At 71.9% G+C, this 25,432-nt stretch carries 21 protein-coding genes; 16 read left to right on the top strand and 5 right to left on the bottom strand.

The features are described from left to right. The first annotated feature begins 114 nt into the window (after window positions 1-114). Both metK and AC5P09_RS03560 read left to right on the top strand, forming a co-directional pair. A complete protein-coding gene (metK, locus tag AC5P09_RS03565; protein WP_266443068.1) occupies window positions 115-1,323 on the top strand; it encodes a methionine adenosyltransferase in 1,209 nt (402 codons plus the stop codon). Window positions 1,324-1,455: 132 nt separating this feature from the next. Then, window positions 1,456-3,609, top strand: coding sequence for a primosomal protein N' (locus tag AC5P09_RS03560; RefSeq protein WP_493872404.1), 2,154 nt, complete (start codon window positions 1,456-1,458; stop codon window positions 3,607-3,609). Window positions 3,610-3,746: 137 nt separating this feature from the next. On the opposite strand, the gene AC5P09_RS03555 is transcribed toward AC5P09_RS03560, so the two are convergent. Then, a complete protein-coding gene (locus AC5P09_RS03555) occupies window positions 3,747-4,289 on the bottom strand; it encodes a hypothetical protein (protein WP_493872403.1) in 543 nt (180 codons plus the stop codon). A 332-nt stretch (window positions 4,290-4,621) separates the two neighbouring features. Here AC5P09_RS03555 and fmt point away from each other — a divergent pair, with 332 nt between their 5' ends. Together fmt and AC5P09_RS03545 are read left to right on the top strand one after the other, a co-directional pair. Then, on the top strand, window positions 4,622-5,554 hold the full coding sequence (gene fmt / locus AC5P09_RS03550; RefSeq protein ID WP_493872402.1) for a methionyl-tRNA formyltransferase: 933 nt from the start codon (window positions 4,622-4,624) through the stop codon (window positions 5,552-5,554). Window positions 5,555-5,615: 61 nt separating this feature from the next. Continuing rightward, window positions 5,616-7,043 (top strand): RsmB/NOP family class I SAM-dependent RNA methyltransferase, encoded by a 1,428-nt coding sequence (locus AC5P09_RS03545; protein WP_493872401.1) that lies wholly within the window; start codon window positions 5,616-5,618, stop codon window positions 7,041-7,043. A 63-nt stretch (window positions 7,044-7,106) separates the two neighbouring features. Here AC5P09_RS03545 and argG read toward each other — a convergent pair whose 3' ends face one another. Beyond that, the gene (argG, locus tag AC5P09_RS03540; protein ID WP_493872400.1) at window positions 7,107-8,552 is read right to left on the bottom strand and encodes an argininosuccinate synthase; all 1,446 of its coding nucleotides are present in this window, start codon (window positions 8,550-8,552) and stop codon (window positions 7,107-7,109) included. 73 nt (window positions 8,553-8,625) lie between these two features. Further along, window positions 8,626-10,806: an MMPL family transporter gene (locus AC5P09_RS03535; RefSeq protein ID WP_493872399.1), complete on the bottom strand. Its 2,181-nt coding sequence runs from the start codon at window positions 10,804-10,806 to the stop codon at window positions 8,626-8,628. A gap of 311 nt (window positions 10,807-11,117) precedes the next feature. Between AC5P09_RS03535 and rpe the strand changes: the two genes are divergently transcribed. The 6 genes from rpe to AC5P09_RS03505 all read left to right on the top strand — a co-directional run bounded on the left by rpe (window position 11,118) and on the right by AC5P09_RS03505 (window position 17,186). After that, entirely contained in the window at window positions 11,118-11,804 is a 687-nt protein-coding gene (rpe, locus tag AC5P09_RS03530) for a ribulose-phosphate 3-epimerase (protein ID WP_493872398.1), read from the top strand. 78 nt (window positions 11,805-11,882) lie between these two features. Then, window positions 11,883-12,926 carry a sugar-binding transcriptional regulator gene (locus tag AC5P09_RS03525; protein ID WP_266443092.1) on the top strand — a complete coding sequence of 348 codons (1,044 nt, stop codon included), beginning with the start codon at window positions 11,883-11,885 and terminating at the stop codon, window positions 12,924-12,926. Window positions 12,927-13,042: 116 nt separating this feature from the next. Further along, entirely contained in the window at window positions 13,043-13,357 is a 315-nt protein-coding gene (locus AC5P09_RS03520; RefSeq protein ID WP_493872397.1) for a barstar family protein, read from the top strand. 131 nt (window positions 13,358-13,488) lie between these two features. Continuing rightward, window positions 13,489-14,931, top strand: a complete 1,443-nt coding sequence (locus AC5P09_RS03515; protein WP_493872396.1) for a GuaB1 family IMP dehydrogenase-related protein — start codon at window positions 13,489-13,491, stop codon at window positions 14,929-14,931. A gap of 322 nt (window positions 14,932-15,253) precedes the next feature. Beyond that, window positions 15,254-16,723: an amino acid permease gene (locus tag AC5P09_RS03510; RefSeq protein ID WP_493872395.1), complete on the top strand. Its 1,470-nt coding sequence runs from the start codon at window positions 15,254-15,256 to the stop codon at window positions 16,721-16,723. 10 nt (window positions 16,724-16,733) lie between these two features. Further along, window positions 16,734-17,186: an Lrp/AsnC family transcriptional regulator gene (locus AC5P09_RS03505; protein ID WP_493872394.1), complete on the top strand. Its 453-nt coding sequence runs from the start codon at window positions 16,734-16,736 to the stop codon at window positions 17,184-17,186. 14 nt (window positions 17,187-17,200) lie between these two features. On the opposite strand, the gene AC5P09_RS03500 is transcribed toward AC5P09_RS03505, so the two are convergent. Both AC5P09_RS03500 and AC5P09_RS03495 read right to left on the bottom strand, forming a co-directional pair. Continuing rightward, window positions 17,201-17,650: a hypothetical protein gene (locus AC5P09_RS03500; protein ID WP_493872393.1), complete on the bottom strand. Its 450-nt coding sequence runs from the start codon at window positions 17,648-17,650 to the stop codon at window positions 17,201-17,203. Between the two features lie 11 nt (window positions 17,651-17,661). Continuing rightward, window positions 17,662-18,402, bottom strand: coding sequence for a GntR family transcriptional regulator (locus AC5P09_RS03495; protein WP_493872392.1), 741 nt, complete (start codon window positions 18,400-18,402; stop codon window positions 17,662-17,664). Window positions 18,403-18,656: 254 nt separating this feature from the next. Between AC5P09_RS03495 and AC5P09_RS03490 the strand changes: the two genes are divergently transcribed. The 6 genes from AC5P09_RS03490 to AC5P09_RS03465 all read left to right on the top strand — a co-directional run bounded on the left by AC5P09_RS03490 (window position 18,657) and on the right by AC5P09_RS03465 (window position 25,372). Further along, window positions 18,657-19,814, top strand: coding sequence for an ABC transporter substrate-binding protein (locus AC5P09_RS03490; RefSeq protein WP_493872391.1), 1,158 nt, complete (start codon window positions 18,657-18,659; stop codon window positions 19,812-19,814). Further along, on the top strand, window positions 19,811-20,707 hold the full coding sequence (locus AC5P09_RS03485) for an ABC transporter permease (RefSeq protein WP_493872390.1): 897 nt from the start codon (window positions 19,811-19,813) through the stop codon (window positions 20,705-20,707). Before AC5P09_RS03490 ends, AC5P09_RS03485 begins: the two co-directional genes overlap by 4 nt. Continuing rightward, window positions 20,695-21,507 (top strand): ABC transporter permease, encoded by an 813-nt coding sequence (locus AC5P09_RS03480; RefSeq protein ID WP_493872389.1) that lies wholly within the window; start codon window positions 20,695-20,697, stop codon window positions 21,505-21,507. The genes AC5P09_RS03485 and AC5P09_RS03480 overlap by 13 nt, the downstream gene beginning before the upstream one ends. A 3-nt stretch (window positions 21,508-21,510) precedes the next feature. Beyond that, window positions 21,511-22,587, top strand: a complete 1,077-nt coding sequence (locus AC5P09_RS03475; RefSeq protein WP_493872388.1) for an ABC transporter ATP-binding protein — start codon at window positions 21,511-21,513, stop codon at window positions 22,585-22,587. 28 nt (window positions 22,588-22,615) lie between these two features. Next, a complete protein-coding gene (locus AC5P09_RS03470; RefSeq protein ID WP_493872387.1) occupies window positions 22,616-24,070 on the top strand; it encodes an HAD-IA family hydrolase in 1,455 nt (484 codons plus the stop codon). A gap of 105 nt (window positions 24,071-24,175) precedes the next feature. Beyond that, a complete protein-coding gene (locus AC5P09_RS03465; protein ID WP_493872386.1) occupies window positions 24,176-25,372 on the top strand; it encodes an MFS transporter in 1,197 nt (398 codons plus the stop codon). Window positions 25,373-25,432: the final 60 nt, after the last annotated feature.

Here is a 25,432-nt window from a genome sequence, read left to right as displayed (position 1 = left end):
AGGGGGGCGGGTGGCCGAGTGCGACCGATAAACTGTCCTCGGACGACGCCGGGCGCAGCCTCCGTCCCGTCCGCCAATGATCAGCCAGCAGCCGCTGCAACCCCAGGGAGCGTTGTGTCCCGTCGCCTGTTCACCTCGGAGTCCGTGACCGAGGGCCACCCCGACAAGATCGCTGACCAGATCAGCGACACCATCCTCGACGCGCTCCTGAAGGAGGACCCGACCTCCCGGGTCGCCGTCGAGACGCTGATCACGACCGGCCTGGTGCACGTCGCCGGCGAGGTCACCACCAAGGCCTACGCACCCATCGCGCAGCTGGTGCGCGACAAGATCCTGGAGATCGGCTACGACTCCTCGAAGAAGGGCTTCGACGGCGCCTCCTGCGGCGTGTCGGTGTCCATCGGCGCGCAGTCCCCGGACATCGCGCAGGGCGTCGACACCGCCTACGAGTCCCGGGTCGAGGGGGACGACGACGAGCTGGACCGCCAGGGCGCGGGCGACCAGGGCCTGATGTTCGGTTACGCGTGCGACGAGACGCCCACGCTGATGCCGCTGCCGATCTTCCTCGCGCACCGGCTCTCCAGCCGCCTGTCCGAGGTCCGCAAGAACGGCACCATCCCCTACCTGCGCCCCGACGGCAAGACGCAGGTCACCATCGAGTACGACGGCGACAAGGCCGTCCGCCTCGACACGGTCGTGGTCTCCTCGCAGCACGCGTCGGACATCGACCTGGAGTCGCTGCTCGCCCCCGACATCCGCGAGTTCGTCGTGGAGCCGGAGCTGAAGGCACTGCTCGACGACGGCATCAAGCTGGACACCGAGAACTACCGCCTCCTGGTGAACCCGACCGGCCGCTTCGAGATCGGCGGCCCGATGGGCGACGCCGGCCTGACCGGCCGCAAGATCATCATCGACACGTACGGCGGCATGGCCCGCCACGGCGGCGGCGCCTTCTCCGGCAAGGACCCGTCCAAGGTGGACCGTTCGGCGGCGTACGCGATGCGCTGGGTCGCCAAGAACGTCGTCGCCGCGGGCCTTGCCACCCGCTGCGAGGTCCAGGTCGCGTACGCGATCGGCAAGGCCGAGCCGGTCGGCCTGTTCGTGGAGACCTTCGGCACGGCCAAGGTCGACACCGACCGGATCGAGAAGGCGATCGACGAGGTCTTCGACCTCCGCCCGGCCGCCATCATCCGCGACCTCGACCTGCTCCGCCCGATCTACGCCCAGACGGCGGCGTACGGCCACTTCGGCCGCGAGCTGCCCGAGTTCACCTGGGAGAAGACGGACCGGGTGGACGCGCTGCGCAAGGCTGCGGGGCTCTAGAACAACCTGTTTCGTGCGAGGCCCGGCTCCCCGGTGGGGGTCGGGCCTCGGTCGCGTTCAGGTGGGTGGGGCGTGCGGTGGGGAGAGCTCGGGCGGCGTCGGATGTCAGTGGCGTTTGGTAAGAATGCAAGGGTGAGCAGCGAGAACGGGTCGGTGGACGGTGGGGCCGAGGGGGCGCCGCCCGAGCAGCTTGCGCTTATTCGGGAGAGTGTGCGGAAGGCGAAGGTGCCGCGGGCGAAGCCGCGGACCTGGCGGGGGGCTGCGCTCGCCAAGGAGTTTCCCGTTGCTCGGGTGCTGGTCGACAAGGGTGTGCTGCATCTTGATCGGTACTTCGATTACGCCGTGCCGGAGGAACTGGACGCCGACGCGCAGCCGGGCGTGCGGGTGCGGGTGCGGTTCGGGGCCGGGCGGCATCGGGTGCGGGACGGGCGGCGTGAGGGCGGGGGGCTGATCGCCGGGTTTCTCGTCGAGCGGCTTGCCGAGTCGGACTACTCAGGGCCCCTTGCCGCGCTGGCCCAGGTGGTGTCGCCCGAGCCGGTGCTCAGTGGGGAGTTGCTGGGGCTGGCTCGTGCTGTCGCCGATCGGTACGCCGGGAGTCTTGCCGATGTGCTGCAGCTCGCCGTGCCGCCGCGCAGCGCGCGGGCCGAGCAGCGGCCGTCGCCCGCGCCGCTGCCACCGCCGAGCGCCCCCGAGGCGGGGTCCTGGGGGCGTTACGAGCAGGGTGCCGCGTTTCTCGAGGCGCTGGCCTCCGGGGGTGCGCCGCGGGCCGTGTGGAACGCGTTGCCCGGGCCGGAGTGGAGCGAGGAGCTGGCGCGAGCCGTGGCGGCCACGCTGGCCTCCGGGCGCGGTGCGCTGGTCGTGCTGCCGGACGGGCGGGCGGTCGCGCGGGTCGACGCCGCGCTGACGGCGTTGCTGGGGGAGGGGCGGCATGCCGTGCTCACCGCCGATGCCGGGCCGGAGAAGCGGTATCGGGAGTGGCTGGCCGTACGGCGGGGGGCGGTGAAGGCGGTCATCGGGACGCGGGCCGCCATGTTCGCGCCCGTTCAGGATCTCGGGCTGGTCGCCGTCTGGGACGACGGCGACGACAGCCACAGCGAGCAGCACGCGCCCCAGCCCCATGCGCGAGAGGTGCTGTTGCTGCGGGCCGCACAGGACAAGTGCGCTTTCCTGCTGGGCAGTTGGAGTTGCACCGTCGAAGCGGCGCAGCTCGTGGAGAGTGGGTGGGCCCGGCCGATCGTCGCCGGGCGGGAGCAGGTGCGGGCCACCGCTCCGCTGGTCCGGACCGTCGGCGACGGCGATCTCGCGCGGGACGAGGCCGCCCGGGCCGCCCGGCTGCCCACCCTCGCCTGGCAGGTCGTCAGAGAGGGACTGCGGCACGGGCCGGTGCTCGTGCAGGTGCCCCGGCGGGGTTACGTACCGCGGATGGCGTGCGCCAACTGCCGGGCGCCCGCGCGCTGTCGGCACTGCGCCGGTCCCCTGGAGGGGCAGGAGTCCGGGGCCGCGCTGCGCTGCGGCTGGTGCGGGCGCGACGAGGGTGGCTGGCACTGTCCGGAGTGCGGTGCGTTCCGGCTGCGGGCGCAGGTCGTGGGCGCGCGGCGGACCGCGGAGGAGCTCGGGCGGGCGTTCCCCGCCGTGCCCGTGCGGACCTCCGGGCGTGAGCAGGTGCTGGACACCGTGGCCTCCGCGCCCGCACTGGTGGTGAGTACACCGGGGGCCGAGCCCGTCGCCGAGGGCGGGTACGCGGCCGCGCTGCTGCTGGACGGCTGGGCCATGCTCGGGCGGCCCGATCTGCGCGCCGGCGAGGACGCGTTGCGACGGTGGATCGGGGCGGCGGCGCTGGTACGGCCGCAGGGTGCGGGGGGCACGGTCGTGATCGTCGCCGAGCCCACGTTGCGGCCCGTGCAGGCCCTGGTGCGGTGGGACCCGGTCGGCCATGCGGTGCGGGAGCTCGCCGAGCGGGCCGAGCTGGGATTTCCGCCGGTGTCACGGATGGCGGCCGTGTCGGCGCCCGCGGAGGCGCTCGCCGAGTTTCTGGGGGCGGTGGAACTGCCTTCGGAGACCGAGGTGCTGGGGCCTGTGCCGGTGCCCGTCACCACCGCCGGGCGCCCGCGGCGCGTAGGGGCGCCGCCTCCCGGGGAGCACTGGGAGCGGGCGCTGATCCGGGTGCCGCCGGGGACGGGGGCGGCGCTGGCGTCCGCGTTGAAGGCCGCACAGGCGGCGCGGATGGCGCGTGGGGGCGGGGAGGCGGCGGTTCGGGTGCGGATCGATCCGCCTGACATCGGCTGACCCCGGCTGATGTCGGCTGACCTCGGCCGATGTCGGCTGACCTCGGCCGATGTCGGCTGACGGGGCCACCACGGCCCCGTGACATGCGGCTGCCCTCCCGGATGCGCCGGGAGGGCAGAGATGGGGTGGGGCAGGCGTCAGCCGTTGCGCGGGGCCGGGAACGCCGTCGGCCTGGCCTCTTCGCGGAGGGACGGGCTGCCTGCCGTCGGCTGCGTCGGCATCGAGCGGGCGGCGGGGACCGTGGGCACGGCGGAGATGCCGGTGCCCACGTTGACCGGGTGGGGAGCCGCGGGCTCCGTGGTCCGCTCGGGCTCGGTCGCCGTCTGGGCCGTGGCGCGGCGGCCGCCGTAACGGCGGTGCACGGCCTGCTTGGTGACTCCGAGGGCGGAACCCACCGCGTCCCACGAGAAGCCGAGCGAGCGGTCGAAGTCCACGGCGGCCGTGACCAGGGTCTCGACACTGTCCCGCAGTTCCTGGGCGAGACGGACCGTCGGGGCGGGGGCGCGTCCGTACACGACGAAGCCCGTGGAAGGGCCGGAGCGGCGCGGGCGGTAGACGTTGCCCAACTGGGCGGTGAGCGTACGCAGTGCGTCCACCTGCCGGCGGACCCGCTCGATGTCCCGCACCAGCAAGTGCAGGCTGGCCCGAGCCTGGGCGTCGTGGGTTGCGTGGTCGGCCATGAACAAGCCTCTCGAACCGGCGATGAAAAGGAAAAGGATCGGGCCGCGCGCGATGTGCGGCCCGTTGTGGTCAACTCCGTCTTGACCAACGCGTCTGCGCTCCGCTGGTCACGCACGGGGGGCGTATGGGCATATGCGTGCGCCGGGGGTGGGGGGTTTGCGCCTCGGCCTTCGGCCTCGGCTTGGTCTCCCACCCTCGCACCACCCGTTTCCAGTTGGATGAAAGGTGGACCTCTCCTGTGGGGGTGCTCGCCGTCGGCGGCTGCTTCTTGCGTGGTCATAGACTTGGGCGTTGCCCCGTCCGACCCCGCCCGAGAGGCCCGATCCCACCCATGAAGCTCGTCTTCGCCGGTACCCCCGAGGTCGCCGTTCCCGCTCTGGACGCTCTGCTCGCCTCCGGCCGGCACGAGGTGGCCGCTGTTGTCACGCGGCCCGACGCGCCGGCCGGTCGTGGGCGGAGGCTGGTCGCGTCTCCCGTCGCCGAGCGGGCCGAGGAGGCCGGGATCGAGGTGCTGAAGCCTGTCAGGCCACGGGATCCGGAGTTTCTGGAGCGGCTGCGCGAGATCGCCCCGGACTGCTGTCCCGTCGTCGCCTACGGCGCGCTGCTGCCTCGCGTCGCTCTCGACATCCCCGTCCACGGCTGGGTCAACCTGCACTTCTCGCTGCTGCCCGCCTGGCGCGGAGCCGCGCCCGTGCAGCACGCCATCATGGCGGGCGACGAGATCACCGGAGCCTCGACCTTCCTGATCGAGGAGGGGCTCGACTCCGGGCCCGTCTACGGGACGGTCACCGAGGAGATCCGGCCCACCGACACCAGCGGGGACCTGCTGACCCGGCTCGCCTTCGCGGGCTCCGGGCTGCTCGCCGCGACCATGGACGGGATCGAGGACGGCACGCTGAAGGCCGTACCGCAGCCCGCCGAGGGCGTCACCCTCGCCCCGAAGATCACCGTCGAGGACGCCCAGGTGGAGTGGGCGACCCCGGCATTGCGGGTGGACCGGGTGGTGCGCGGGTGCACGCCGGCGCCCGGCGCCTGGACCGTCTTCCGGGGTGAGCGGCTCAAGCTCATCCAGGTCCGGCCCGTGCCCGAGCGGACCGACCTGTCTCCCGGCGCGCTGTCCGTCGGCAAGAACGACGTCCACGTCGGCACGGGGTCGTACGCCGTGGAGCTGCTGTGGGTGCAGGCCCAGGGCAAGAGGCCGATGAAGGCCGCCGACTGGGCGCGCGGGGTGCGCATCGGGGAGGGCGAGACCCTCGGCGCGTGAGGCGGGGGCCCGCGGACTTACGCTGGGTGCGTATCCACCTCTGAACCCGGAGCACCTTTTCGTGAGCGACCAACCCCGTCGGCCCCGCCCCGCAGGCAAGCCCTACCGTCGGCCCCAGAAGGATCCCGTCCGCTTCCTCGCCTTCGAGGCGTTGCGGGCCGTGGACGAGCGGGGCGCGTACGCCAACCTCGTCCTGCCGCCGCTGCTGCGCAAGGCGCGGGAGAAGGAGGGACCCGACAAGTTCGACGGGCGGGACGCGGCGCTCGCGACCGAGCTGGTGTACGGGACGCTGCGCCGGCAGGGGACGTACGACGCCGTCATCAAAGCCTGTATCGACCGGCCGCTGCGCGAGGTCGACCCGCCGGTGCTCGACGTGCTCAGCCTCGGTGTGCACCAGTTGCTCGGGACGCGGATCCCGACGCACGCCGCCGTGTCCGCGTCCGTCGAGCTGGCCCGGGTGGTGCTCGGTGACGGGCGGGCCAAGTTCGTCAACGCCGTGCTGCGGAAGGTCGCGCAGGACGACCTCGACGGATGGATCGCGAAGGTCGCGCCCCCGTACGACGAGGACCCCGAGGACCACCTCTCCGTGGTGCACTCGCACCCCCGCTGGATCGTCTCCGCGCTCTGGGACTCGCTCGGCGGCGGGCGCGCGGGCCTCGAGGAACTGCTCGAGGCGGACAACGAGCGGCCCGAGGTGACCCTCGTCGCCCGGCCGGGCCGGTCCACCACCGACGAACTCCTTCAGGAGGAGGCGGCGGTGGCGGGGCGCTGGTCGCCGTACGCCGTGCGGCTGGCCGAGGGCGGCGAGCCCGGCGCGATCGAGGCCGTACGGGAAGGCCGCGCGGGTGTGCAGGACGAGGGCAGTCAGCTCGTCGCGCTGGCCCTGGCCAACGCGCCCCTCGAAGGGCGTGACGAGAAGTGGCTCGACGGGTGTGCCGGACCCGGCGGCAAGGCCGCGCTGCTGGCCGCACTCGCCGCCGGGCGCGGGGCCTTCCTGCTGGCCTCCGAGAAGCTGCCGCACCGGGCCGGGCTCGTCGCCAAGGCCCTCGACGGGAACCCCGGGCCCTACCAGGTCATCGCCGCCGACGGGATCCGGCCGCCGTGGCGGCCCGGTTCCTTCGACCGGGTGCTGATGGATGTGCCGTGCACCGGGCTCGGCGCCCTGCGGCGGCGGCCCGAGGCCCGGTGGCGCAGGCGGCCCGAGGACCTCGAGGGGTTCGCGCCGCTGCAGCGCGGACTGCTGCACACCGCGCTCGACTCCGTGCGGGTCGGCGGGGTCGTCGGCTATGCCACCTGCTCGCCGCATCTCGCCGAGACCCGGGCGGTCGTCGACGACGTGCTCAAGCAGCGCCCCAAGACCGAACTCCTCGACGCACGGCCTCTGTTGCCCGGCGTACCGGACCTCGGCGAGGGTCCCGACGTACAGCTGTGGCCGCATCGGCACGGGACGGACGCCATGTATCTGGCCCTCATCCGGAGGACCGGCTGACGGCTGGGTGACGCGAAAAGGCCGGCTCGACACCGAGCCGGCCTTCTGCGTCCGTGCGGCCGGTCAGTCCGTGCCGGACTCCATCGCGGCGCGGTCCAGCATCTGGTCGTCGTCGGAGACCTCGCCGCGGGAGGCGATGGCCTCGGCGCCGCCCTCCGGCATCGTGCCGATCAGGCCGGTCGCGGCCGCCTGGGCGGCACCGATCGCGGTGTTGGCGGTGCCGATCAGGCCGAGCCCGGCGTACTGCTCCAGCTTGGCGCGCGAGTCGGCGATGTCGAGGTTGCGCATGGTGAGCTGGCCGATCCGGTCCACCGGGCCGAACGCCGAGTCCTCGGTGCGCTCCATGGACAGCTTGTCCGGGTGGTAGCTGAACGCGGGGCCCGTGGTGTCGAGGATCGAGTAGTCCTCCCCGCGCCGCAGCCGCAGCGTCACCTCGCCGGTGACGGCCGTGCCGACCCAGCGCTGCAGCGACTCGCGCACCATCAGCGCCTGCGGGTCCAGCCAGCGGCCCTCGTACATCAGCCGGCCCAGGCGCCGTCCCTCGTTGTGGTACTGGGCGAGGGTGTCCTCGTTGTGGATCGCGTTGACCAGGCGTTCGTACGCCGCGTGCAGCAGGGCCATGCCGGGTGCCTCGTAGATGCCGCGGCTCTTGGCCTCGATGATCCGGTTCTCGATCTGGTCCGACATGCCCATGCCGTGGCGGCCGCCGATGGCGTTGGCCTCCATCACCAGGTCGACGGGGGAGGCGAACTCCTTGCCGTTGATCGTCACCGGGCGGCCCTGGTCGAAGCCGATCGTCACGTCCTCGGTGACGATCTCGACCTCCGGGTCCCAGAACCGCACGCCCATGATCGGCTGCACGGTCTCCACGCCGGTGTCGAGGTGCTCAAGCGTCTTGGCCTCGTGGGTGGCGCCCCAGATGTTGGCGTCGGTGGAGTAGGCCTTCTCCGTGCTGTCGCGGTAGGGCAGGTCGTGGGCGAGCAGCCACTCCGACATTTCCTTGCGGCCGCCCAGCTCGGTCACGAAGTCCGCGTCCAGCCAGGGCTTGTAGATCCTGAGGTGCGGGTTGGCGAGCAGGCCGTACCGGTAGAACCGCTCGATGTCGTTGCCCTTGAAGGTCGAGCCGTCGCCCCAGATCTGTACGTCGTCCTCGAGCATCGCCCGCACCAGGAGGGTGCCCGTGACGGCGCGGCCGAGCGGCGTGGTGTTGAAGTAGGCCCGCCCGCCCGAGCGGATGTGGAACGCCCCGCAGGTGAGTGCGGCCAGGCCCTCCTCGACCAACGCGGCGCGGCAGTCGACCAGGCGCGCGATCTGGGCGCCGTAGGTCTTCGCGCGGCCCGGCACCGAGGCGATGTCGGGCTCGTCGTACTGGCCGATGTCGGCGGTGTAGGTGCACGGGACGGCACCCTTGTCGCGCATCCACGCGACCGCGACCGAGGTGTCGAGCCCGCCCGAGAAGGCGATGCCGACGCGCTCGCCGGCGGGAAGGGAGGTGAGGACCTTAGACATAGGAAGAGTATGCATAATCGCGCATGATCATGCAAAGGGGGTTCGCATCGCATTCCTCTGCGCGTGCCGAGTTCTAACCCGCCGGCCCGGATTGGCTCACCTTCTCCGCCCCGGTCACCGCGGCCTCGCCCCCGGCCTCCCGCGCCAGCCGGTGCGGCCACCACACCTTCGGGCCGACATCGAGGAACAGGGACGTCACGAGGACCGACCGCACGATGAACGTGTCGAGCAGCACGCCCAGGGCCACCGCGAAGCCGAGTTCGGCGAAGGCGACCATCGGGAGGGTGGCGAGGGCGGCGAAGGTGCCCGCGAGGACCAGGCCCGCGGAGGTGATGACCGCACCGGTCGCGGCCAGGCCGGTCAGCGCGCCCTTGCGGGTGCCCTGATGGCCGGCCTCCTCGCGGATGCGGGTGGTCAGGAAGATGTTGTAGTCGATGCCCAGGGCGACCAGGAACACGAAGACGAACAGGGGGAAGTCCGTCGACTCGCCCGCGTAGTCGAAGGCGTACCGGAACGCGAGCGCGCTGATGCCGAGCGCCGCCGCGAACGACAGGATCACCGTCCCGACCAGCAGCAGTGGGGCGATCAGCGCGCGCAGCAGCACGCACAGGATCAGCAGGACGACGATCAGCACCAGCGGGATGATCAGGATGTTGTCGTGCGTGGTCGCCTCGTCCATGTCCAGCAGGGCCGCCGTACCGCCGCCCACCTGGGCTTCGGCGTCCGGCACCGCGTGTACGGCGTCCCGGACCCGCTCCACGGTCTGTTTCGCGGCCTCGCTGTCGGACGGGTCGGTCATGGTGGCCTCGAACAGCACCTTGCCCTCGAAGGACGGTTTGGTGCCCGGTGGCAGACCGAGGGACTCGGGGACGACTCCGCGGGTGGCGGCGACCGTTTCGCCGACCTGCCGCGCCTGCGCCTGGTTGCTGACGATGACGAGCGGATCGCCGCTGCCCGCCGGGAAGTAGCGTGCCGAGACCTCCTGGCCGACGATCGAGTCCGGTTTCCCGGTGAACGCGTCCGCGTTGCCGATGCCCTCGGCGCGCAGCTGGATCAGGCCGAGCGAGCAGATCGCCAGCACGGCCGCGGTGACGCCCCAGACCATGCGGGGGCGGCGGGCCATACGGCTGCCCATGCGGGCCCAGACGCCGGTGTCGGCCGGGTTCTTCGCGCCGAGGTGCGGGATCGCCGGCCAGAAGATCCAGCGGCCGAAGATCACCAACAGGGCCGGGAACAGCGTCATCATCGCCAGCAGGGCGACCGCGACGCCGATGGCGGCGACCGGGCCCAGCCCCCTCGTCGAGTTCATCTCGGCGGCCAGCAGCACCAGCATGCTCAGCACGACGGTGGCGCCGGAGGCGAGGACCGCCGGGCCCGCGCGGTGCAGGGCCAGCGCCATCGCCTCGTGACGGTCCTCGTGGCGGCGCAGCTCCTCCCGGTAGCGGGCGACCAGCAACAGGGCATAGTCCGTCCCCGCGCCGAACACGAGCACCGTCAGGATGCCCGCGCTCTGGCCGTTGACCGTCAGGCCCGCGTGTTCCGCCAGGAAGTAGATCAGCGCCTGCGCGGTGAACAGCGCGGCGATCACCGAGAGCAGGGGGATCAGGAGGAGGCTGGGGCTGCGGTAGGTGATGAGCAGCATCACGATGACGACGGCCATCGCGGAGATCAGCAGCGTCGAGTCGATGCCCTCGAAGGCCTCGGAGAAGTCGGCGGAGGTGCCGCCCGGGCCCGTGATGTGCACGGCGAGGGCGCCGCTGCCCTCCCCGACGATGTCCCGGATCGAGTCGACGGCGGGGGCGATCTCCTCCCAGCCGTTCTCGTCCATCGTGATCGGCACGAGGACCTGGGCGGCGCGCGGGTCGGTCTGCCGGTCGAAGACCGGGCCCCGGGTCTCGGCGCCGCGGATGCCGTGGGCGGTCAGCCGCTTGATCTCGGCCGTGTCCTCGGCGATCTGCGCCCGGTCCTCGGCGGTCAGGCCGTCCTCGCGGGCGTACACGACGACCGCGGGGATCTGCTCGGGCCTGAAGTCCTCGGAGATCTGCAGGACTTGGGTCGACTCGGCGGAGCCGGGCAGCCAGGAGGCCGCGTCGTTGTCCTGGGCGTCGGTGAGTTTCTGGGCGAACGGTGCCGTCAGGAACAGCACGATCAGCCACAGCACCAGTACCAGCCACTTGGCGCGCCGCCCGCAGACAAGGTGCCCGATGCCCCGTTGTCCCGACCGCCCTTGCCTGTTCTCCTGGATCTCCGTCATGGCCACCCCCTTGGGTCCTGCCGTCGGCCTCCCGCCTGCTCCACGCCGCCATGCACGTACTCTCGCCGCCCCTGGCCCTGGCCCGAGTACGTCCAGTACGCGGGCCAGGGCCCGGCACGCCGAGAGCACGCGCCTGCCGCCGTGGAGCCCGCCCTCCGGGCGGACGACGGGCGGCCGACGACAGGACCCAGCCGCATATCGCCCAGATCGGCGGCCCAGCATGGCACGCGAGGCCCCGGTGCAACATCCGATGAACGGCTTGGGTATGGACCGGCGCGAACATTCGTGCCCGGACATGGCAGGCTTGGGGCATGGCCGCGCAGATCAACCCCAGCATCCTGTCCGCCGACTTCGCCCGCCTTGCGGACGAGGCGGAGGCGGTGCGAGGAGCCGACTGGCTTCACGTCGACGTCATGGACAACCATTTCGTCCCGAACCTCACGCTCGGGGTGCCGGTCGTAGAGTCTTTGGCCCGTGCGACGGACACTCCGCTGGACTGCCATCTGATGATCGAGGCCCCCGATCGGTGGGCACCCCAGTACGTAGAGGCGGGGGCCGGTTCCGTCACGTTCCACGTCGAGGCGGCCGCCGCTCCCGTCCGGCTCGCCCGGGAGATCCGCGCCAAGGGCGCCCGCGCCTCCATGGCGCTGAAGCCCGCGACGCCCATCGAGCCGTACGAGGATCTGCTCCCCGAGCTCGACATGCTGCTGATCATGACGGTCGAGCCGGGATTCGGGGGACAGGCGTTTCTCGACATCATGCTTCCGAAGATTCGCCGCACCCGCGAGTTGATCACCAAGCACGGTCTTGAGCTGTGGCTCCAGGTCGACGGCGGGGTCTCGGCCGCCACCATCGAGCGCTGCGCGGACGCGGGAGCCGACGTCTTCGTGGCCGGCTCGGCCGTCTACGGGGCATCGGACCCGGCCGAGGCGGTACGTGCATTGCGCACGCAGGCGGAGGGGGCGACGGCCAAGGCCTCCTGGGCATGCGGCCACTGAACCACGGGAACGTGAACGGCTCTCATCAGGGCTGATCAAGTGCGCCGGATCTGCAAGGATGAACGGCGAATCCAGAATGTGAACAGCAGTGAGGAGATCGCCGTGTCGGGTATGTCGGCGGGCCGGTCAGCCATGCGGATGGGACCCGCAGAGCTGGTGCAGGCGGCGGCCATGGCCCGCCGCTTCTACCTCGAGGGCAAGTCCAAGATCCAGATCGCGGAGGAGTTCGGCGTCAGCCGCTTCAAGGTGGCCCGGGTCCTGGAAACCGCTCTCGAACGGGATCTCGTACGCATCGAGATCCGCGTGCCGGCCGAACTGGACGCCGAGCGCTCTGACGCGCTCCGCGCCCGGTACGGCCTCAGGCACGCCGTGGTGGTCGAGTCCCCGGCCGAGGCCCAGGATTCGCCCGATCCCGAGAACCTGGGGGAAGTGGCCGCCGACCTGCTCGGCGAGCTCGTGAACGAAGGTGATGTGCTGGGACTGGCCTGGGGCCGGTCCACGATCCACATGGCGGCGGCGCTGGACCGGCTGCCGCCTTGCACGGTGGTCCAGTTGACGGGCGTGTACGACGCCGGGACCGCCGAGCGCGGCTCGGTGGAGGCGGTGCGGCGCGCCGCACAGGTGTCGGGCGGCGACGCCCACCCCATCTACGCGCCGATGCTGCTGCCGGACGCGGCGACCGCGGCCGCGCTGCGCAACCAGACCGGGATCGCCCGGGCCTTCGAGTACTTCGACAAGGTCACGGTCGCCTGCGTCTCCATCGGCTCCTGGGAGCCGGGCATCTCGACGGTGCACGACATGCTCAGCGACGAGGAGGTGTCGCACTACGCCTCGCTCGGTGTCGCCGCCGAGATGTCCGCGCACCTCTTCGACGCCGACGGCCGCCGGGTCGGACGGGACCTCGGCGAGCGGTGTATCACCGTCAAGGCCGACCAGCTCCGCCGTATCCCCGAGGTCGTCGCGATCGCGGGCGGGCAGCGCAAGGCGGGCGCGATCGACGCCGTGCTGCGGTCCGGGCTCGTCACCAGCCTGGTGACGGACACGTCGGCCGCGGACTACCTGATGACGGCGGGACCGACGCCGAAGCCGGCGCTCAACCGGGCTGATCCTGACGGGATCTGACGGATCGTCCGCAGGGGGCGGCCGTGGCGGTGGGCCGCCACGGCCGCCCCCTTTGTGTTCTCCTTTGTGGTCCACTACACCGACGATCACCACAACTCGTTCAGGGCGGTACGGAGATGACGGAGCACGTGGTCACGGTGGACCTCGACGGGGTCACGGACAAGGCGGGTCTGATGGACCGCTGCGCCCGGGCCCTGGGGCTGCCCGACTGGTTCGGCCGCAACTGGGACGCGCTGGCCGACAGCCTCGGCGACCACACCGTCTGGCCCGAGGGCGCCGTGGAGAGCGGGCTGCTGATCGTCGTACGGAACTGGCAGCCGTACGCGAAGGCCCTCCCGCAGGAGTGGGAGACCGCTCAGGAGGTGTTCGCCGAGGCGGCGGACCGGACGCGGGCGCTGACCGTGGCGCTCACCCTTGGAGGTTCCTCCTAAGGCCCCTCTGACCTGGCTGGATGTTCCGCCCGTGTATCGCGTTCCGGTCGCCATGGGACAATGAAGTACGTGCTCTTCCCCCTGGCTGACCTGTCCGGGGGCCACCTCTGATCGACTGGGATGTGCAGCACGTGCGTTTCCTCAATGACATCCAGCCCCCGTACGACCTGACGTACGACGACGTGTTCATGGTCCCGAGCCGCAGCGCCGTGGGCTCGCGGCAGGGCGTGGACCTCAGCTCCCCGGACGGCACGGGCACCACCATCCCGCTGGTCGTCGCCAACATGACCGCGATCGCCGGGCGCCGGATGGCCGAGACGATGGCCCGGCGCGGCGGACTGGTGGTCATCCCGCAGGACATCCCGATCGGCGTCGTCACCGAGGTCGTCTCCTGGGTGAAGAGCCGCCACCACGTCCTGGACACCCCGATCGTGCTGGCCCCGCACCAGACCGTCGCCGACGCGCTGTCCCTGCTGCCCAAGCGCGCGCACAACGCCGGTGTGGTCGTCGACGAGGAGCAGCGGCCCGTCGGTGTCGTCACCGACCGGGACCTGACCGGAGTGGACCGCTTCACCCAGCTCGAAGTGGTCATGTCCAAGGACCTGCTGCTGCTCGACGCGGACATCGACCCGCGCGAGGCCTTCAACCGCCTGGACCACGCCAACCGCCGCTACGCCCCCGCCGTCGACAAGGACGGCCGCCTCGCCGGCATCCTCACCCGCAAGGGCGCCCTGCGCGCCACGCTCTACACGCCGGCCGTGGACGCGAACGGCAGGCTGCGCATCGCCGCCGCCGTCGGCATCAACGGCGAGGCCGCGGCCAAGGCCAAGCAGCTGCTGGACGCGGGCGTCGACACGCTCGTCATCGACACGGCGCACGGCCACCAGGAGTCGATGATCAGCACCATCAGGACGGTGCGCGGCCTCGACCCGCAGGTGCCGATCGTCGCGGGCAACATCGTCGCCGCGGAGGGCGTCAGGGACCTGATCGACGCCGGCGCGGACATCGTCAAGGTCGGTGTGGGCCCCGGCGCCATGTGCACCACCCGCATGATGACCGGCGTGGGCCGGCCGCAGTTCTCCGCGGTCATGGAGTGCGCGGCGGAGGCGAAGAAGTACGGCAAGCACGTGTGGGCCGACGGCGGTGTCCGCCACCCCCGCGACGTCGCCATGGCGCTGGCCGCCGGTGCGTCCAACGTGATGGTCGGGTCCTGGTTCGCAGGCACCTACGAGTCCCCGGGCGACCTCCAGCAGGACGCGAACGGCCGCCTCTACAAGGAGTCGTTCGGCATGGCGTCCGCGCGTGCGGTGGCCAACCGTACGTCGGAGGAGTCGGCGTACGACCGTGCCCGCAAGGCATTGTTCGAGGAGGGCATCTCCACCTCCCGCATGTTCCTCGACCCGGACCGCCCGGGCGTCGAGGACCTGATCGACTCGATCATCGCGGGCGTCCGCTCCTCCTGCACCTACGCCGGAGCCGGCTCCCTGGAGGAGTTCGCCGAGAAGGCCGTCGTCGGCATCCAGAGCGCGGCCGGCTACGCCGAGGGCAAGCCGCTGCACGCCAGCTGGGTCTGACCAACTCCCATCCGCACGGCCCCCGTTGTCCCGCCCGCCGGGAACCCGGGGGCCGTCCGCGTGCCCGGCCCCGGCACAGGCGCCGATCAGGGCCTTCCGCAACGGTCGAACGTCCCCGCGCAACGAACACCCGCCGGCCCGCGATGAACGCAAGGATCTTGCGGAGATGCGCAAGGTTGCCGCATTACGACCGTGATGCCCTGGCTCATAGGGTCATGCCCTGTACATGGCGTGGCGGGGACCCCGCTCGGTGGGTTCCTGCTCGCGCAGGAGTGCCGCCGGTCCCCGCCGCCCTCAGTGGCAGCGACAAAGGAGTCAGCGCGTGCTCGACCAAGGCGCACCCCCGCAACAGCGCAGTCAGAACGGGCCCTCGTCCCCGGGCCTCGGTGCGCGCCTCATGCGTCGCAAGCCGGTGGAACGCCTGGTCGCGGAGGGCGGCCAGGGCGAGGGAGGCAGCCTGCGCCGCACCCTCGGGCTGTGGCAGCTGACCATGATCAGCATCGGTGCCACCCTCGGCACCGGCATCTTCGTCGTCCTCGGCGAGGCCGTGCCCAAGGCCGGTCCGGCCGTCACCCTGGCCTTCGTCATCGCCGGCCTGACCGCCCTCTTCTCGGCCCTCTCGTACGCCGAGCTGGCGGGCACCATCCCGGTCTCCGGGTCCTCGTACTCGTACGCCTACGCGACGATGGGCGAGCTCGTCGCCTGGGTCTGCGGATGGTGTCTGGTCCTCGAGTACGGCGTCTCGGTCGCCGCCGTCGCCGTCGGCTGGGGCGAGTACCTGAACGAACTGCTCGACGGAACCCTCGGTGTCACCATTCCGGCCGCGCTGTCCGCCCCGCCCGGTGACGGCGGCGTCTTCAACCTGCCGGCGCTGATCGTCGTCCTGCTGGCGATGGCGTTCCTGCTGGGCGGCGCCCGGGAGTCCGCGCGCGCCAACACCGTCATGGTCGTCGTGAAGATCGCCGCGCTGGTGCTGTTCTGCGCGATCGGCGTCCAGGGCTTCCGCTCCGGCAACTACGAGAACTTCATGCCGCTCGGCATGGCCGGGGTCAGCGCCGCCGGTGCCACGCTGTTCTTCTCGTACATCGGCTTCGACGCGGCCTCCACCGCCGGCGAGGAGGCGAAGAACGCGCAGCGCGACCTGCCCCGCGCGATCATGCTCTCGCTCGTCATCGTGACCGCGCTGTACGTCCTCGTCGCGGCCGTCGCCGTGGGCGCCAAGCCCTGGCAGGGGTTCACCGACTCCGAGGCCGCGCTCGCCCAGATCATGCGCGAGGTGACCGGACAGACCTTCTGGGGCACGCTGCTGGCGTTCTGCGCGGTCATCGCCATCGCGAGCGTCGTCCTGACCGTGCTGTACGGCCAGACCCGCATCCTCTTCGCGATGTCCCGGGACGGGCTCGTGCCCAAGGTGTTCGGACGCGTCCACCCGAAGACCGGCACGCCGCGCGCCAACACTGTGATCGTTTCCCTGTTCTGCGGGGTCCTCGCCGCCGCCGTCCCGCTGGGACAGCTCGCCGACGCCACCAGCATCGGCACCCTCTTCGCCTTCGGGCTGGTCAACATCGCGGTCGTGGTGCTGCGCCGGACCCGTCCCGACATGCCCCGCACCTTCCGGGTGCCGCTGTCACCGGTCCTGCCCGCCCTGGGCCTCGGGTTCTGCGTCTGGATGATGGGCAGCCTCTCGGCCGTCACCTGGGTGGTCTTCGGAGTCTGGATGGCCGTCGGGCTCGTGTTCTACTTCCTGTACGGCCATCGCCGCTCCCGTCTGGCCACACCTGAAGCGAAGTGAACCACCCGCAGTGCTGAACGATCTCGACGAACGCATCGTGCACGCCCTCGCCGAGGACGCCCGCCGCTCCTACGCGGACATCGGGCAGCTGGTCGGCCTGTCCGCGCCCGCCGTGAAACGGCGCGTGGACCGGCTGCGCGCCACCGGAGCCATCACCGGATTCACCGTCCGGGTCGACCCGTCGGCCCTCGGCTGGGAGACGGAGGGGTTCGTCGAGATCTACTGCCGGCACAACACCTCGCCCGAGACCATCCGGCGGGGCCTGGAGCGCTACCAGGAGGTCGTGGCCGCGTCGACGGTCACCGGCGAGGCGGACGCGGTCGTCCAGGTCTTCGCCTCCGACATGCGGCACTTCGAGCGGGTCCTGGAGCGGATCGCTGGGGAGCCGTTCGTGGAGCGGACGAAGTCCGTGCTGGTGCTGTCGCCGCTGCTGCGCCGGTTCTCGTCGCGGTCCCCGACCTGAGCCTTGCGCGCCGTCTACTCGGCGCGATGGCGGACGGCCGCGAGCAGTCGCCGAACGGTGATCGCGTGCCCGCCCGTGCCGATGACGCACAGCCGGTAGAGGCCACCGAAGGGGCCTGGGAACCTGGCCCGGGTCTCGGCCCGCAGCCGGGTGCGGCCCGCGCCCGCCTCGTCGAGGCGGAAGACCAGGGCGTACGTCGAGAAGTAGTGGCGGCCGACGAGGACCAGCTCCCGGCCCCGGTCCGCGGAGGCCACCCGGAAGCCGGGCACCGTCGAGCCTTCGGCCAGGGGCCGGGGTCCGGACGCCGCGCTGTCGGCGCAGCCGACCAGGCGTGCGTAGCCGACCCCGCGGTCGCCGGTGAAGGAGCGGTCCAGGACCTCGCTCAGGCCGCGCCAGACGGCATCGGGCCCCGCCGTGACCGTGGTGGTGTGTTCGTCGACGTGCGGCAGGGCGGCGATCTCCATGAGGGCCTCCTTCAGTCGGCTGTCTTCCGGGCCAGGGCGTTGTTCCCGATCGAGTTGTGCACGCTGAAGCTCACCGCGTCGGAGCGGTAGCGGTCGTCCGACCACTCCACCGGGCGCCCCTCCCGCGTCGTCGTCACCCGGCGCACGCGCAGCAGCGGACTCGTCCGGCGGACACCGAGAAGCTCGGCGTCCTGGGCGCCCGCTGCCACCGCGTCGATAACGTGTTCACCGTAGGCGAAGACCAGGCCGGTGTCTTCGAGGAGGCGTTGGGTGACGGAGGGGCAGTCCGGCTCGATCGGCTCGACGGCGGGGGCGATCCAGTCGGCGTACACGGTCCGCTCCAGCAGGACCGGGTCGCCGTCCAGACCGCGCACCCGCAGGACGTGCAACACCGTGGTCTTCTCGCGCAGTTGGAGGCGTACGGCGTCCTCGGCGGTCGCCGGACGGTACTCCTGGGCGACCACCCGGCCACTCGCCTCGCGGCCCATCGCGCGGGCCCACTGGGCGAAGCTGCGCAGTTCGGCGAAGCTCTGGCTGCGGCGGCCGGCCAGGACCATGCGGCGGGCGCCCTGGCGCGAGCCGATGAGGCCCTCGGCGGTGAGTGCCGCGACGGCCTGACGGACCGTGCCGCGCGAGACGCCGTAGTGGGCCGCGAGCTCCGTCTCGGCGGGCAGCAGGCTCCCGACGGTGTACTCCTCGCGGTCGATCGCCCGGCGCAGTTCGTCGGCGATCTCCTCGTGTCGCGCCGCCATGCTCCCCCTCCGAGTCGGTCGCTGTGCACAGCGTGAGCAGCCTAGTCGAGTTCCCACAGTCACCCCTGTCAGTCGGAGATCTGCAGGAATTCAGCGGTCAGCGTTTCGCCAGTGTTTACGAGCACGACACCAGCGGCGGGCTTACTGAGGCCAACTTGTTCAGACAAGTTCCTCTGTCTGACTGTCGTCCTCTCTGCTTGACCGTCGTTCTCTCTGTTTGGCTCCTGCACCCTCGCGCGTCCCCTGGAGAAGCCGTGACCGTGTCCCTGCCGAGAACCGCCGTCCGCGGCGGCGCCCTCGCCGTCGTCGCCGCGCTCGCCCTGAGCGCCTGCGGCGCCGCCCCCGACAACGCGTCGACCACCGCCGACGGCAAGAGCGCCGCCACCGCCGCTTCCGCCGCCGACTTCGGCGGCCTGGCCGCCCTGGAGAAGGCGGCGAAGAAGGAGGGCACGCTCAACGCCATCGCGCTGCCCCGCGACTGGGCCAACTACGGCGCTCTCATCGACGGCTTCGAGAAGAAGTACGGCATCAAGGTCGAGGTCGAGAACCCGGACGGCTCCAGCCAGGACGAGATCAACGCCGTCACCTCCCGCAAGGGCCAGGGCCGCGCGCCGGACGTCCTGGACCTCGGCAGCTCCTTCGCGCTGAGCGCCGCCCAGCAGGGGCTGCTCGCGCCCTACAAGGTGGCCGCCTTCGCCGACATCCCCACGGCGCAGAAGGACGCGCAGGCACGCTGGTACAACGACTACGGCGGCTACATCTCCATCGGGTGCGACGCGAAGCGGGTCACCACCTGCCCCACCACCCTGAAGGACCTGCTCAAGCCCGAGTACAAGGGCCAGGTCGCCCTCAACGGCAACCCCACCAAGTCGGGTTCCGCCTTCGGCGGTGTCTGGGCGGCCGCGCTCTCCAACGGCGGTTCCTTCGACGACATCCAGCCCGGCCTCGACTTCTTCGCCGAGCTGAAGAAGAACGGCAACTACACGCCCGTCGAGTCGACCCCGGCCACCGTCGAGAAGGGCGAGACGCCGATCAGTATCGACTGGGACTACCTCAACGCCGGGTACGCCGACGAGTTCAAGTCCAAGGGCGTCGACTGGAAGGTGTCGGTGCCGAGCGACGGCAAGTTCTCCCAGTACTACTCCCAGGCCATCAACAAGGACGCCCCGCACCCGGCGGCCGCCCGCCTGTGGCAGGAGTACCTCTACAGCACCGAGGGCCAGAACCTGTGGCTCAAGGGGTACGCCCGTCCGGCCCTGATGACCGCCATGGAGAAGGCCGGCACCCTCGACAAGACCGCCGCCGCCAAGCTGCCCCAGGTCTCCGGAACGCCCTCCTTCCCGACCGAGGAGCAGCAGGACAAGGCCAAGACGGTCCTCGGACAGGGCTGGGCGAAGGCCGTCTCCGGATGACGGCCACCCTCCCGCGCCTCGACACGGCGACCGCCGCTCCGGTGAAGCGGCGGCGCCGTGCCCTCGGCTGGCTCGCCGTGGTTCCGCTGCTCGTCTTCACCGCGATCGCCTTCGGGCTGCCCGCCCTGGCCATGCTCGACGGTGCCTTCACGGCCAAGGACCCGGCCACGGGGGTCAGTTCGTACACGGCCGACAATCTGACCGCCTCGCTGCAGGGGGCGTATCTGACCGCCCTGATCGGGAGCGTGAAGCTGTCCGCCGTGTCCGCGGCTCTGGGGGCGCTTTTCGGGTTGCCGCTCGCGCAGGCAGTCGTGACCTCCCGCTTCCGCGCGCTGCGCGAGGCCGTGCTCACCGCGTCCGGGGTGCTCGCCAACTTCGGCGGCGTCCCGCTGGCCTTCGCCTTCGTCGCCACGCTCGGCAACGCCGGTGTGCTGACCCGGTACTTCGACCTGACCGACAAGGGCTGGGACCTGTACAGCTTCTGGGGACTGGTGATCGTCTACCTGTACTTCCTGATCCCGCTGATGGTGCTCACCATCACCCCGGCCCTGGAGGGACTGCGCGTCCAGTGGCGCGAGGCCGCGCAGAACAACGGGGCCACCGGTGTGCAGTACTGGCGGCACGTGGCCCTGCCCGTGCTGCTGCCCTCCCTGCTCGGCGGGCTCGTGCTCCTCTTCGGCAGCGCCTTCGCCGCCTACGCCACCGCGGCGGCCATGGTGGGCAGTTCGGTACCGCTGGTCACCCTGCAGATCGCCGACGCCATCTCCGGCAACGTCCTGGTCGGCCAGGAGAACGTGGCACTCGCCCTGAGCCTCGACATGGTCCTCGTCGCCGGTCTGGTCATGGCGGTCTACCTGCCCCTGCAACGACGGAGCGCCCGATGGCTCGCCTGAACACCTGGCGCTGGGTCGTGTTCGGCCTGGCCGCGCTGTACTTCCTGGTGCCGCTGGCCGCGTCCGTGGTCTTCACGGTCGACGTGCCCGGGCAGGGCGTCACCTTCGACGCCTACACGCAGATCGTCTCCGCCGACGGGTTCGTCGCCAGTCTGCTGCTGTCCCTGGAACTGGCCGCCGCGACGATCGCGATCGTCCTGCTGCTGATGGTGCCCGCCATGGTCGCCCTCCGGCTCGGCGCGCCCCGGCTGCGGCCGGTCGTCGAGGTCGTGTGCTCGCTGCCGTTGGTGGTTCCGCCTATCGCCTTCGTAGCCGGCCTCTCGACCGTCCTGAAGTGGGGGCCCGAACACCTGTCACGGACCCCGCTGTTCCAGACGTTCGTGGCCATCCAGAACCCGGACTTCCCGTTCGTGCTCGTCCTCGCGTACGTCGTGATGGCCCTGCCGTTCGTGTACCGGGCGCTGGACGCAGGGCTCCGGGCCGTCGACGTGCCCACGCTCGTCGAGGCCGCCCGCAGCTGCGGGGCGTCCTGGCCGCAGGCCCTGGTCCGGGCCGTGCTGCCGAACCTGCGCGGGGGACTGATGAACGCCGCCTTCCTCACCCTGGCCCTGGTGCTCGGCGAGTTCACCGTGGCCCAGCTGCTCGGCTTCCAGCCGTTCGCGGTGTGGATCTACAGCGTCGCCGGATCGCAGGCCCAGCTGTCCGTCGCCGTGTCCGTGCTCAGCCTGTTCGTCACATGGGCCCTGCTCCTCGCGCTCGCCGGCGTCGGCGGGCGCGGCCGTACCGAGTCCCGGGGATGAATCATGACCGCGACCACGCTTGAGAAGACGGCCACCGACAAGGCCGCCACCGTCGAATTCCGGGGCCTGCGAAGGGAGTTCGGGGCGACCGTCGCTCTCGACGGCCTCGACCTGACCGTCCAGCCCGGTGAACTCCTCGCCCTGCTCGGCCCTTCCGGCTGCGGCAAGACCACCGCGCTGCGCATGCTCGCCGGGTTCGAACACCCCGACTCCGGCGAGGTGCTGGTCGACGGCGAGGACGTCACCCGCGTCCCCGCCCACCGCCGCGACGCCGGGATGGTCTTCCAGTCGTACAGCCTCTTCCCGCACCTCGACGCGCTCGACAACGTGGCCTTCGGGCTGCGGATGCGCAAGGTGCGTACCGCCGAACGGCGTTCGCGTGCCGCCGAGCTGCTGGAACTGGTCGGCCTCGCCGACAAGGGCCGGCAGTACCCGCACCAGCTCTCCGGCGGCCAGCAGCAGCGCGTCGCCCTGGCCCGCGCCCTCGCCCTGCGCCCCCGCGTCCTGCTCCTCGACGAACCGCTCTCCGCGCTCGACGCCAAGGTGCGCCTCACACTCCGCGAGGAGATCCGGCGGCTCCAGCAGGAGCTGGGTATCACCACGCTGTTCGTGACCCACGACCAGGAGGAGGCGCTGTCCATGGCGGACCGGGTCGCCGTGATGCACGCCGGACGCCTCGAACAGTGCGCCGCCCCCGCCGAGTTGTACGGCCGTCCCGCCACCGCCTTCGTCGCCGAGTTCGTGGGCACGATGAGCCGGATCCCGGGGCGGCTGACGGGCGGGACCGTCGAGGTGCTGGGACAGCGCCTGCCGGTCGACGGCCAAGCCCCGTCCGTGACCGAGGTGGACGTGCTGGTGCGGCCCGAGGCGATGGGCGTACGGGCCGACGGCGACGGGGACGCGCGCGTGGTCGCCACCGCGTTCCTCGGCGCGGCCGTCCGGGTCACCGTACGGCTCGCCGACGGCATGGAGGTGAAGGCCGACCTGCCCGCCCACGAGGCCACCGGACTCGGTGCAGGGGCCGCGGTGAGCGTGTCGCTGCCCGAGCGCCCGGTACTGGTGGCGGAACGAACCCGCTGAACTCCCCCCACGTAGGAAAGAGACACCTGTGACGCGACTCCCGCTCCAAGCCGTCCTGTTCGACATGGACGGCACGCTCGTCGACACCGAGCGGCTGTGGTGGGAGGCGGTGGAGCAGGTCGCCGGGCGGGCCCTGACGGAGGCCGACCAGCCGGAGGTGCTCGGCCGTCCGGTGGAGCACACCGCCGCCTGGCTCGCCGCGGCCACAGGCAACTTGGCCGCGGACCTCGCCGACGCCCTGCACCGGGAGTTCGCGGACCGGGTGCGCACCGGCATCGTGCCCCGCCCCGGCGCGCTCGGCCTGCTCGACGCCCTGGCCCGTGAGGGCGTCCCCACCGCCCTGGTGACCGCGTCGCCCCGAGCGGTCGCCGACACCGTACTGGCGGCGCTCGGCGCGAGCCGCTTCGCGGTCTCCGTCACCGCCGACGACACCGAGCACACCAAGCCCGCGCCCGACCCCTACCTCGCCGCCTGCCGCGCCCTCGGCGTCGACCCCGCCGCCTGCGTGGCCGTCGAGGACACGCAGACCGGCGTCACCTCCGCCGAGGCGGCCGGCTGCGCGGTGCTCGCGGTGCCCTCGCTCGCCCCGATCGAGGCGGCACCCGGCCGGACCGTGCTGGCCAGCCTGGAGGACGTGACACCGTCACGTCTGCGCGCCCTGCTGCCGTACGAACTCCGCGTCATGAGCTGGAACCTCTGGTACGGCGGCACCAAGGTCCGCGACCACCGGGCCAAGCAGCTCAAGGTCATCACGGAGACCGGCGTGGACGTGGTCGGCCTCCAGGAGACGTACGGCACCGCCGCCCAGGAACTCGCCGACGCCCTCGGCTGGCACCACCACCGGGCCGGGGAGAACCTCGGCATCATCAGCCGCCACCCGATCACGGCCCGCTTCGGCGACCCGGACGTCGGCTTCTACGGGGCGGCGGGAGTCCGGATCCGGGTCGGCGCGGCCACCGAGGTGGACATCTGGACGACGCACCTCGACTACAAGCCGTACGGGCCCTACGAGTCCGCCTTCGACGGGCGCTCGGCTGACGAGCTGATCGCCCACGAGGACGTGCGGCTGGAGCAGATGCGGGACACCCTCGGCCGCATCGACGACACCGTGCCCGTCGTCCTCATGGGCGACTTCAACAGCCCCTCCCACCAGGACTGGCCGGACGTCGAGTGGCCGGTGACCAAGGCGGCGGCAGAGGCGGGCTTCAGCGACTCCTACCGCGAGGCCCACCCCGACCCGGTACGCGATCCCGGCCACACCTGGTCCCCGGTCCACGCCGAGCACGAGGACGGCAGCGGCCGCCCGGAGCCACAGGACCGCATCGACTTCGTCCTGCACCGGGGTCTCGGCGTGCTCGACTCCCGGACGTACGTCAGCGGCCGCCCCCGGCCCTGGCCGGACGTCGAGGACAACGACTGGCCGTCCGACCACGCGGCCGTGGTCACCACATTTTCGCTGGGCAGCGGGGCGGAGCCCGTCTAACATCGGTTGCATGACCTGGCGACATTGATCCACGAGCCGTGCCTCCCGAGGGCCGCCTCGGACGCCGTACCTCCGGCATCCGATCCGTCCCTGCGGGAAGGCCTCATGACACTCTCACCTGCGCGTGTGCCCGACACCACCGGTGTGCGACGGCTCACGGCCACGCTGTACGGCTACGCGTTCCTCGATGAGCTGGTCCTGCTCTACCCGGTGTACGCGCTGCTGTTCGCCGACACCGGTCTGTCTCTGTGGCAGATCTCCTCCCTCTTCGCCCTCTGGTCGATCACCGGCGTGCTCCTGGAGGTCCCCTCCGGCGCCTGGGCCGACGCCGTCTCCCGACGGACGCTGCTGTGGCTCGCCCCGCTGCTCACCGCCACCGGCTTCACCCTCTGGGTGACCGTCCCGTCGTACGGCGCCTTCGCGCTCGGCTTCGTCCTGTGGGGCGCCGGGGGAGCGCTCGGCTCGGGAGCCCTGGAGGCGCTGGTCTACGACGAACTGGACCGGCTCGGCGCCGCCGACCGGTACGCGCGCGTCATGGGCCGGGCCCGGGCGGCGGGGCTGGTGGCGGTGATGGCCGCGATGGGTCTGGCCGGCCCGGTGTTCGCGCTGGGCGGCTACCCGGCGGCCGGCGCGGCGAGCGTGCTGGCGTGTCTGCTGGCGGCGGCGACGGCGACCCGGTTCCCGGAGCACCGGGTGCCACGGGTGACCGAGGGCGAGGGCTGGACGGCGTCCCTGCGGGCGGGACTGGCCGACGCCCGCAAGGACCGGTCCGTGCGCGGCGCCCTGCTGCTCGTGCCGGCCGTCGCCGCGGTGTGGGGCGCTCTGGACGAGTACACGCCCCTCCTGATCCGGGACACCGGCGTGGCGGACTCGACCGTGCCCCACCTCCTCCTGCTGGTCTGGTTGGTCGTCACGGCCGGCAGTCTGCTGTCCGGGGCGGCCGAACGCCTGGGCGCGACCGGACTCGCCGTGCTGCTCGCGGGTGCCGCGCTCGCCCTCGCCGCGGGTGCCGTCATGGGTGCCCCGGCCGGCATCGCCCTCGTCGCCCTCGCCTTCGGCGGCTTCCAGGTGGCCGAGATCCTCGCCGACGTCCGGCTCCAGCACCGGATCGACAGCACCGGCCGGGCCACCCTGACCTCGGTCGCGAGCCTGGGCACCGAACTGGCCACGGTCACCGTGTTCGGCGTGTACGCGACGCTCGGCACGCAGGCTTCGCACGGCACCGTGTTCGCGATGCTCGCGGTGCCGTATCTGGTGACGGCGGCGGTGCTGGCGGCCAAGGGGCGGCCGGCCGTGACGTAGCCGTGCCGGCGGGCGGGGTGCGGGTGGGGTGGTTCGGCACCGGCAGGCTTCTCGCCCCCG

It is taken from the genome of Streptomyces sp. a15 (assembly GCF_059026085.1).
The sequence above is the reverse complement of the archived record's forward strand: the minus strand, read 5'-3'. Positions and strand labels throughout refer to the sequence as shown.

Excerpts from the sequence above, each read along its gene's own strand:
- AC5P09_RS03555 (WP_493872403.1), bottom strand. The coding sequence starts at position 4,289 with ATGGCCGACCACGCAACCCACGACGCCCAGGCTCGGGCCAGCCTGCAC.
- fmt (WP_493872402.1), top strand. The coding sequence starts at position 4,622 with ATGAAGCTCGTCTTCGCCGGTACCCCCGAGGTCGCCGTTCCCGCTCTG.
- argG (WP_493872400.1), bottom strand. The coding sequence starts at position 8,552 with ATGTCTAAGGTCCTCACCTCCCTTCCCGCCGGCGAGCGCGTCGGCATC.
- AC5P09_RS03535 (WP_493872399.1), bottom strand. The coding sequence starts at position 10,806 with ATGACGGAGATCCAGGAGAACAGGCAAGGGCGGTCGGGACAACGGGGC.
- rpe (WP_493872398.1), top strand. The coding sequence starts at position 11,118 with ATGGCCGCGCAGATCAACCCCAGCATCCTGTCCGCCGACTTCGCCCGC.
- AC5P09_RS03520 (WP_493872397.1), top strand. The coding sequence starts at position 13,043 with ATGACGGAGCACGTGGTCACGGTGGACCTCGACGGGGTCACGGACAAG.
- AC5P09_RS03500 (WP_493872393.1), bottom strand. The coding sequence starts at position 17,650 with ATGGAGATCGCCGCCCTGCCGCACGTCGACGAACACACCACCACGGTC.
- AC5P09_RS03495 (WP_493872392.1), bottom strand. The coding sequence starts at position 18,402 with ATGGCGGCGCGACACGAGGAGATCGCCGACGAACTGCGCCGGGCGATC.
- AC5P09_RS03485 (WP_493872390.1), top strand. The coding sequence starts at position 19,811 with ATGACGGCCACCCTCCCGCGCCTCGACACGGCGACCGCCGCTCCGGTG.
- AC5P09_RS03480 (WP_493872389.1), top strand. The coding sequence starts at position 20,695 with ATGGCTCGCCTGAACACCTGGCGCTGGGTCGTGTTCGGCCTGGCCGCG.
- AC5P09_RS03475 (WP_493872388.1), top strand. The coding sequence starts at position 21,511 with ATGACCGCGACCACGCTTGAGAAGACGGCCACCGACAAGGCCGCCACC.
- AC5P09_RS03465 (WP_493872386.1), top strand. The coding sequence starts at position 24,176 with ATGACACTCTCACCTGCGCGTGTGCCCGACACCACCGGTGTGCGACGG.